Origin of the sequence: Cellulomonas sp. A375-1, from assembly GCF_001040865.1 — a bacterium.
Lineage (GTDB): Bacteria > Actinomycetota > Actinomycetes > Actinomycetales > Cellulomonadaceae > Cellulomonas > Cellulomonas gelida.
The window spans coordinates 52,925-61,824 of the sequence record NZ_LFKW01000103.1 but is presented as its reverse complement, the minus strand read 5'-3'; the positions used below and the strand labels follow the sequence as shown (position 1 = coordinate 61,824).

General features: G+C 74.1%; 8 protein-coding genes. 4 read left to right on the top strand and 4 right to left on the bottom strand.

Annotated features, from left to right (window positions below; genetic code table 11):
* The first annotated feature begins 677 nt into the window (after positions 1–677).
* Entirely contained in the window at positions 678–1,415 is a 738-nt protein-coding gene (locus CWIS_RS11040; RefSeq protein ID WP_048343330.1) for an MIP/aquaporin family protein, read from the top strand.
* Positions 1,416–1,598: 183 nt separating this feature from the next.
* On the opposite strand, the gene CWIS_RS11035 is transcribed toward CWIS_RS11040, so the two are convergent.
* Positions 1,599–2,036: a nitroreductase family deazaflavin-dependent oxidoreductase gene (locus CWIS_RS11035; protein WP_048343329.1), complete on the bottom strand. Its 438-nt coding sequence runs from the start codon at positions 2,034–2,036 to the stop codon at positions 1,599–1,601.
* A 638-nt stretch (positions 2,037–2,674) separates the two neighbouring features.
* Between CWIS_RS11035 and CWIS_RS11030 the strand changes: the two genes are divergently transcribed.
* Positions 2,675–3,181: an FBP domain-containing protein gene (locus CWIS_RS11030; RefSeq protein ID WP_048343328.1), complete on the top strand. Its 507-nt coding sequence runs from the start codon at positions 2,675–2,677 to the stop codon at positions 3,179–3,181.
* 120 nt (positions 3,182–3,301) lie between these two features.
* Here the strand turns inward: CWIS_RS11030 and CWIS_RS11025 are convergent, their stop codons facing one another.
* The 3 genes from CWIS_RS11025 to CWIS_RS11015 form a co-directional block, all read right to left on the bottom strand.
* Positions 3,302–3,763 (bottom strand): VOC family protein, encoded by a 462-nt coding sequence (locus CWIS_RS11025; protein WP_048343327.1) that lies wholly within the window; start codon positions 3,761–3,763, stop codon positions 3,302–3,304.
* Positions 3,764–3,859: 96 nt separating this feature from the next.
* Complete coding sequence (locus tag CWIS_RS11020) at positions 3,860–4,669, bottom strand: uracil-DNA glycosylase (protein ID WP_082156399.1); 810 nt, start codon at positions 4,667–4,669, stop codon at positions 3,860–3,862.
* The gene (locus tag CWIS_RS11015; RefSeq protein WP_048343326.1) at positions 4,666–5,286 is read right to left on the bottom strand and encodes an L-threonylcarbamoyladenylate synthase; all 621 of its coding nucleotides are present in this window, start codon (positions 5,284–5,286) and stop codon (positions 4,666–4,668) included. Before CWIS_RS11015 ends, CWIS_RS11020 begins: the two co-directional genes overlap by 4 nt.
* A 244-nt stretch (positions 5,287–5,530) precedes the next feature.
* On the opposite strand from CWIS_RS11015, the gene CWIS_RS11010 reads away from it, so the two are divergent.
* On the top strand, positions 5,531–6,352 hold the full coding sequence (locus CWIS_RS11010) for an ABC transporter ATP-binding protein (RefSeq protein WP_048343325.1): 822 nt from the start codon (positions 5,531–5,533) through the stop codon (positions 6,350–6,352).
* On the top strand, positions 6,352–8,900 hold a 2,549-nt coding region (locus CWIS_RS11005; protein WP_048343353.1), incomplete at its 3' end, for an ABC transporter permease. The genes CWIS_RS11010 and CWIS_RS11005, both read left to right, overlap by 1 nt.

Below are 8,900 nucleotides of genomic sequence, written 5' to 3'. Positions count from 1 at the left end.
CGACCACCACGACCCACCCCACCCACCACCGGCTCACCCCACGCCCCCACCGACCCGCACCGCCCGCCCCACGACCAGTCCCCACCCTCCGCCCCACGTCACGACCAGTCCCCACCCCCCGCCCCACGTCACGACCAGTCCCCACCTCCCGCCCCTCATGGCGCCCCTCCACCCCGTGCCCACCCCGACCTCGACCCAGCGACTGCTCAGGCTCTGAGTCCTTGAGGCCTGAGCAGGTGCTGGTTCGTGCGGGTCTCGTGCTCGACCCAGCGGTTGCTCAGGCTCTGAGTCCGCGAGCCCGGAGCAGGTGCTGGGTCGCGTTCGATGCCCTGCGCGACCCAGTGGTTGCTCAGGTCTTGGCTCCTTGAGCCCGGAGCGACCGCTGGTTCGTCTCGGGTCTTGTGCGTGAGCCAGTGGTTGCTCGCGGTTGGCGGGCGGCGGGCCGGAGCAGCGGGTGCTGGGGGGCGTGGTCGGGGTGGGTGGTCGGTATCAGGGTCGTCGGGTCGGTGGGGTGTGGGGGTGTGGGGGTCGGTGGGTGGGGACGAGGGGGGCGGGGACGAGGGCTGGGGTCGGGTCAGTGTCCGGCCGATGAGACGGGCAGGGCGGGCGGGCGGTGAGCCGGGGTGTCGCGGGCGTGGCTACGCCGGAGGGGCAACCACCGCTGTCAGAGTTGGCGCATGGATCCGTCGTTCGACCTCACCACGCGCCTGGCCTGCGAGTTCATCGGGACCGCGATCCTGATCATCCTGGGCAACGGCACCGTGGCGAACGTGCACCTCAAGGGGTCGAAGGGCTACCGCGGCGGGTGGTCGCTCATCGCGATGGGCTACGGCTTCGGTGTGATGATCCCCGCGCTGATGTTCGGCGGGATCAGCGGCAACCACATCAACCCGGCGTTCACGCTCGGGCTCGCGACCTGGGGGCTGTTCCCGTGGGCGGAGGTGGCGCCGTACATCGTCGCGCAGCTGCTGGGCGCGATGGCCGGCCAGCTCGCGATCGTCGCGACCCACAAGCCCTACTACGACCGCACCGAGGACCCTGACGACATCTTGGCCACGTTCTCGACGGTCAACGCAGCCAAGTCACGCCTCAACGGGTTCGCGAACGAGCTGCTGGGCTCGGTGGTCCTGTTCTCGTGCGCGCTGGCCATCACGCACTCGCCGCTGACCGCGAACGAGCCCGGCACCGCGCACCTGGCGCTCGGGTTCTTGGTCTGGGGCCTGGTCGCGGGCCTCGGCGGGCCGACCGGTCCGGCGCTCAACCCCGCGCGTGACCTCGGGCCGCGCATCGTGCACGCCCTGCTGCCGCTCAAGCACAAGGGGAGCTCGGACTGGCGGTACGGCTGGGTGCCGGTCGCCGCACCGCTCGTCGCGGGCGTCATCGGCGTCGGCGGCTGGCACCTCCTCCTGGGCTGACCCTCCTCGGCTGACCGCTCCTGGGCAGACCGCACCCGGCGCCCGAGGCCACCACCCAGCCTTCGCTCCGGCCTCCCCGGCCGATTGCCTGAGCAACCGCTGCGTCGCGTCGTCTCGTGGCGGTGAGCCAGTGGCTGCTCCGGGTATGAGGTCGAGATGCCTGAGCAGGCGCTGGGTCGGGGGTCAGGGGGTGGGGGTGAGGACGAAGAGCGGGATCGTGCGGGTGGTGCGCGTGACGTACTCGTCGTAGTCCGGCCAGGTCGCGACCGCGCGCGCCCACCACTCGTCGCGCTCCGCTCCGGTGGCCTCGTGGGCTACGTAGCTGCGCACCGTCGGGCCGTCCTGGAGGTCGACGAGCGGGTGCGCGACGACGTTGTGGTACCAGGACGGGTGCTGCGGAGCACCGCCCAGCGAGGCGACGATCGCGTACCGGCCCTCGTGCTCGACCCGCATCAGCGCGGTCTTGCGCAGCTTGCCCGACGAGGCCCCGACGGTCGTGAGGATCACGACGGGCCGGCCCCGCATGGTGGTGCCCTTGGTTCCCCCGCTGGCCTCGTACAGCTCGACCTGGTTGCGGGTCTGGGCCGACGTGCTCGGGACGTACTCGCCAGTCAACGTCATGCATGGGGGAACGACCGCGCCGCGTCGTCGATTCCCGCCCTCGGCAGGGAGCCCACAGGTGCCGTCCACGCAGCCGCGGCGCGCGCGGCGTGAGCGCGGGATCGTCGACCTCGCGGACGGTCCCGAGGGCGAAGGCGGGAGGCTGAGGCACAATGGACGGTGGCTGCTCGAGGCAGCCGGGCGCCGCAGAGCGCGACCGGGCACCGGGGTGCACGGATCAGAGACGGACGAGGAGAGCGCGGATGCATCGCATCGCAGGTTGTGGGGTGGCCGTTGCGGCCTGCTCAGGCCGCGCCGCGCGCCGCGTCTGAGTCCACCGCACACCCCGCCCCCCGGACACACCGCCCCGCCGCTGCGCGAGGCATGACCGGGCACGTCCCGGACGGGTGAGCGACGTCCCGCGCACCGCCCGCCGGGCGGGGCCGCACCTGATCCGGTGCGCCACGAGCGCGAGGACCGGTCCGACGACACGATCGACCACTTCACCGCCCTCCTCCGCCGACGGGCGGGACGCACCGGCCAGGCCCGCGGGCCGCGCCGTCGCGACCAGCCCACGCGCGCCGCACGATCGACGACGGACGACCGTCGCCGTCCACGCGCGCCCGGCGGAGACCTCGAACCCCGGAGAACCACGACTCATGGAACCCCTGACCGACAAGCAGATCCGCGCGTCCTTCGTGAACGCGAGCCGACGCGAGGCCGCGCAGGCGGTGCTCCCCGTGCTCGACACGCTCGACTGGGAGCGCCTCGACTACCTCGGGTGGCGTGACCGCAAGGCGCCGCTCGTGGCGTACGCGGTCGTCCCCGTGGACGGCACGCCCACGGGCGTGCTGCTCCGCTCGACCGACGCCAAGGAGCGCATCCGACGCCGCGCGGTGTGCGCGTGGTGCGAGGACGTCGTCGTGACCGACGACGTGAGCCTCTACGTCGCACGACGAGCGGGCGCGTCCGGCCGCCGCGGCAACACCATCGGCACGCTCATCTGCACGCACTTCCTGTGCTCGGCCAACGTGCGCCGTCCTCCGACGCGGACCGAGGCCGGCTCGGCGATCGAGGAGGTGCGGGCGCAGATGGTCGCGAACCGCATCGAGGGTCTGCGCACGCGCTCGGCCGCGTTCGTCGCCGAGGTCCTGCGCGAGCACTGACGAGCGGTGCGGTGCCCGTCCGACGAGGGCGGGCACCGCACCCGCCGGACCCGCACGGAGCCGTGGTCGAGCGCCCGTCTCCGACGGGCCGGCATCCGCCCCGGCACCGGCGGCCCGGCGTCAGGCGTGGCCCGTGTACTCCTCCGCCGCGGCGTCCTCGGCGCCTTCGACGTGCATCCACGGGGTGTGGGAGATCCCGACGAGCAGGCCCTCGGGGCTCTGCAGGCGCGCGGTGGTCTGGCCCCACGGCTCGAGATGGGCCTCGCGCAGGAGCCGGTGCCCGAGCCCGACGAGCTCGGCGGCGGCCTCGGCCACTGCCTCGTGCGTGGCGACGTCGAGCTCGAGCCACGCCTGCGGGACGGGGTGCGACTCGGGCCACTGCGGCGTGCCGAACGTCGACTCGGCGGCCTGCGCGAGCGGCCACAGCGCGAAGGCCTTGACGCCCTGGAGCGTGTCGTTGGTCAGGTACCCGGGCGCGGGCTCCTCGAGCGGGATGCCCAGCCCGCCCTCGGACCAGAACGTGCGGGCGGCGTCGGCGTCGCGCGTGATCGGGCCGAAGCCTGCGACGAAGGAGATCTCCATGCGGCCACCCTGCACCAGGCCACCGACACCCGCACCGCGCGCCCGCCCCCGGCATCCGCGCCCGCCGACACCCGCCGACGCCCGCGGCCCGCGGTGTCAGTCGCGCGCGAGGGCCTGCGCGCGGCGCAGCACGTCGTCGAGCATGTCCGGCGTGAGGCGGCCGGTGAAGGTGTTCTGCTGGCTCACGTGGAAGCACCCGAGCAGGGTGAGCGTGCGTGGCCCGCGGTGCACCACGACCTCGGCGCCGTGCCCGAACCGGGGTGCGGGCCGCGGCACGGCCCATCCCAGGTCGCGCAGGGTGTCGAGCAGCGCGGCCCAGCCGAACGCGCCGAGCACCACGGCGACGCGCGGGTCGACGATCTCGAGCTCGCGTGCGAGGAACGGCGCGCACGCGCGGCGCTCGTCGGGCGTGGGCTTGTTCGCGGGCGGCGCGCACCGCACGGGCGCGGTCGCGCGGATGCCGGTCAGGCGCAGCCCGTCGTCGGCGGAGACGGACGTGGGCTGGTTCGCGAGCCCGACGCGGTGCATCGCGGCGAACAGGAAGTCGCCCGAGCGGTCGCCGGTGAACATGCGGCCGGTCCGGTTGGCGCCGTGCGCGGCGGGCGCGAGCCCGACGACGAGGATGCGCGCGGCCGCGTCACCGAAGCCCGGGACCGGACGCGCCCAGTAGGTCTCGTCGCGGAACGCGGCGCGGCGCTCCCGCCCCACCTGCTCGCGCCACGCGACGAGCCGCGGGCAGCGCCGGCACTCCACGACGTCGGCGTCGAGCGAGGCCAGTGCCGGTGAGTGCGCGGCGTCGGGGTCGCCGGGCGGGATCGTCGTCGGCGCACCAGGACCGCGCGCAGCCGGGCCCCGCGCACCCGGGGGCGGGGCGGGCTCGTCGGACCGGTGACGCGGGCCGCTCACTGGAACCGGTCGGGGTCTCCCGCACCCACGCGGACCACCTCGGGCGCGCCCGAGGTCCAGTCGACCACCGTGGTCGGCGTCGTCCCGCAGTCGCCCGCGTCGACGACCGCGTCGAGCTCGTGGTCGAGCTCCTCGCGGATCTGCCAACCCTCGGTCAGCGGCCAGTCGTGGCCCGGCATGAGCAGGGACGACGACAGGAGGGGTTCGCCGAGCTCGCGCACGATCGCGGCCGCGACGGGGTGGTCGGGGATGCGCACCCCGACCGAGCGCTTCTTGGCGTGCGCGAGGCGGCGCGGCACCTCGGGGGTCGCCTGCAGGATGAACGTGTACGGGCCCGGGGTCGCGGCCTTGATCGCGCGGAACGCCGCGTTGTCGAGGTGCACGAGCTGACCGAGCTGGGCGAAGTCGGCGCACACGAGCGTGAAGTGGTGCTTGTCGTCCAGGTGGCGCAGGCGGCGGATGCGGTCCGCGCCGTCGTGCGAGCCCATCGTCGTACCCAGCGCGTAGCACGAGTCCGTGGGGTACGCGATGACGCCGCCGTCCCGTAGCACCGCGACCGCCTGGGCGACGAGACGCGGCTGCGGGTCGTGCGGGTGCACGTCGAGGTAGCGGGCCATGCCGCCACCGTAGTGCTCGGCACCGACGGCTGCCTGGCCGCCCGGGGGTGCCCGGGTCGTGCCGAAGCGCCGCCGCGGGATGCCGCCGGCGAGCGCCGCCGCGAGCGCTCGGACGTGCCCGGAGCGCGCTGACCAGGACGTTCGTCCATGAGGGGCACCCTGAGGCCACCCCCACCACTCTCAGGGTCGGATCCGGGGGGAAACCCGATCGCTTCTGTGGGCGGGGAGGGCAAGGATCAGTCACGTGAACACGCCGACCACTACCCCGGACCCTGCTGCCGTGATCGCCTCCGCGCGCGGCCTCGTCAAGACCTACGGCCGCGGAGACACCGCAGTCCACGCCCTCGCGGGCATCGACGTCGACTTCGAGCGCGGTCGCCTGACCGCGACGATGGGCCCCTCGGGCTCCGGCAAGTCGACCCTCATGCACTGCATGGCGGGCCTCGACCGCCCGACCGCCGGCACCGTGACCGTCGACGGCGAGACCGTCTCCGCCATGTCCGAGCGCGGCCTGACCAAGCTGCGCCGCGACCGTCTCGGCTTCGTCTTCCAGGCCTTCAACCTGGTCCCCACGCTCACCGCGCTCGAGAACATCCTGCTGCCGCTCGACATCGCGCGGCGCTCGGTCGACAAGGACCACCTCGACGCCGTGGTGCGCGCGGTGGGCCTGCAGGACCGCCTGTCGCACAAGCCCGCGGAGCTGTCCGGCGGGCAGCAGCAGCGCGTCGCGTGCGCCCGTGCGCTCGTCACGCGGCCCGCGGTGGTCTTCGCCGACGAGCCGACCGGCAACCTCGACTCGACGTCCGCGCGCGACGTGCTCGGCTTCCTGCGTCGCAGCGTCGACGAGCTCGGGCAGTCGGTCGTCATGGTCACGCACGACCCGACCGCGGCGTCCTACGCCGACCGCGTCCTGTTCCTGGCCGACGGCCGGATCGTCGACGAGCTGCGCGACCCGACGCCCGACACGGTCCTCGAGCGCCTCGGTGCCCTGACGCGTCGCGTCGAGGCCGGCGCCGACTCGGCCCCGTCCGCCCTGCTGGACGCCACGCCCGCGCAGGTGCGCTGATGCTGCGCGTCACGCTCCGCGGGGTCCGGGCGCACGCGGTCCGGTTCCTGCTGTCGATCCTCGCCGTGGCGCTGGGGGTCGCGTTCGTCGCGGGCACGTTCAGCCTGCGCACCATGATGTCCAGCACGTTCGACGGGATCGTCGACGCGTCCGCTCCCGCCGACGCGTACGTGCGCGGCGCGACGCAGGTCGCGGGCGGCGACGCCGGCTTCAGCGTCGGCGAGACCCGCAACCCGGTCCCGATCGCGCTGGCCGACGAGCTCGACGGCCTGGACGGCGTGCAGATCGCGCTGCCGGACGTGTCGGGCATGGTCGTCCTCGTCGGTGCCGACGGCACCGCCGTCCAGTCCACGCAGGCGCCGTCGTTCGGCCTGAGCTACGACGAGCGCGACCCCGGCCTGACGCTCGTCGACGGCGCGATGCCGTCCGGGCCCGACGAGGTCGCGCTCGAGATCGCGACGCTCGAGTCGTCCGGGCTCGCCCTGGGCGACGAGACGAACCTCGTGATCGGTGGCGAGGTCCGACAGGTGACGGTCGTCGGCGAGGTCGACGCGGGTGGCCCCATGGCTGGCGCGACGATCGTGCTCCTCGACCCCGCCACCGCGCAGGCCGCGTTCGCGCCGGACGGGAACGTCGCGCAGATCGCCGTCTTCGGCGACGAGGGCGTGACCGAGTCCGCGCTCACCCAGACGCTGGCCGCGGCGCTGCCGGGCCTCGACGGGGGCAGCGACGCGTCGGCGGTCGAGGGCTCGCAGATGCGCGAGGCGCTGCAGTCGGACATCGGCGAGATGCTCGGCTTCGTCACGACGTTCCTGCTGATCTTCGCGGTGATCGCGCTGTTCGTCGGCGCGTTCATCATCGCGAACACGTTCGCGATGTCGGTCCGCCAGCGGGTGCGCGAGTTCGCCCTGCTGCGCGCCGTGGGGGCGTCGCCGACACAGGTGTTCTCGGTCGTCGTCGGGCAGGCGGCGGTCGTCGGGCTCGTCGGCTCCGCGCTCGGTGTGCTCGGCGGGCTGGGGCTCGTGCAGCTCGTGCGCGTCGCGCTCTCGGGCATGGGCATGGACCTCGCGAAGGACATCCCGCTCAGCACGACGACGGTCGTCGGCTGCCTCGTGCTCGGCACCCTGGTCTCGGCCGTGGCGGCCGCGTTCCCGGCGCGCACCGCGGCGCTCGTCGCACCCGTCGAGGCGATGCGTGGCGACATCACGGTGCACGAGCGCTCGCTGCGGCTGCGCGGCGTGCTCGGTGTCGCGGTCGCGGCGGCCGGCGCTGCGAGCGTGGTCGCCGCGGCGATCAAGGCGGAGGCGGACTTCGCCGACGCGCTGCTCGGCCTCGGGGCGACGCTCGTGCTCGTCGGGGTGCTGGTCGCCTCGCCGATGCTCGCGCGGTCCGCGATGCGCTTCCTGGCCGCGCCGTTCGTGGCGCTGCTCAAGCCGGTCGGTCGGCTCGCGCGCGGCAACGTGGTCCGCAACCCGCGCCGCACCGCCAACACCGCGGGTGCGCTGACGATCGGCATGGCGCTGGTCGGGGCGGTCTCGGTGATCGCGGCGTCGGCGACCGCGTCGCTGTCGAGCGTCGTGGAGAGCTCGACCAACGCCGACCTGATCCTGCAGTCCGCGACGTTCGCGATCCCGCAGGGCGCGGTCGACGACGTCCGGGACCTGCCCGAGGTGGGCAAGGTCGCCGAGCTCGCGTTCAGCTACGCGGGCGTCTCGCCCTCGCCGGGTGTCGCGCCCACGCCGCAGGACTCCGGCGGCGTCGTGTCGCTCGAGCCCGGGGTGCTGGGTTCGACGCTCCTGGTCGACGTCACGGCAGGCTCGACCGACGACCTCGCCGACGACACCGCGCTGCTCAACACCGACTTCGCCGGTGACGACTGGGCGGTGGGCGACACGGTCACCGTGACCACCGCGACGGGCACGCGCGACCTGCGGGTCGGGGCCTTGTTCGAGAGCCAGATCATCGGCTCGTCGGTGGTCGTCACGCCCGCGGTGCTCGACGAGCTCGCGCCGGGCGAGGCCCAGGTCATCGACACGGTGACCCTGGACGCGGCATCGGGCGTCTCGCAGGCGGACCTGCGCGCCGCGGTCACGTCGGCCGTCGCGCCGTACGTGGTCGTCTCGGTCCAGGACCGTGACGAGTTCGTCGACGAGATGGCCGGCCAGGTCGACCAGCTCCTGGTGATCCTGTACGCGCTGCTCGGGCTGTCCCTCGTGATCGCGGTGCTGGGCATCGTCAACACGCTCGCGCTGTCGGTGATCGAGCGGACCCGTGAGATCGGGCTGCTGCGAGCCGTCGGGCTCGGCCGGACGCAGCTCGCGGGGACCGTCACCGTCGAGTCGGTGCTGACGGCGTTGTTCGGGACGGTCCTCGGGCTCGTCGTCGGCGTGGGGCTCGCGTCCGCACTGCCGACCGTCTACGCCGACGAGGGGCTCGACCAGCTCGTCGTGCCGTGGGGCGGGCTCGGGACGATGGTGGCGCTGGCCGTCGTCGTGGGCGTCGTCGCGGCCCTGTGGCCCGCGATCCGGGCGGCGCGGATGCGTGCGCT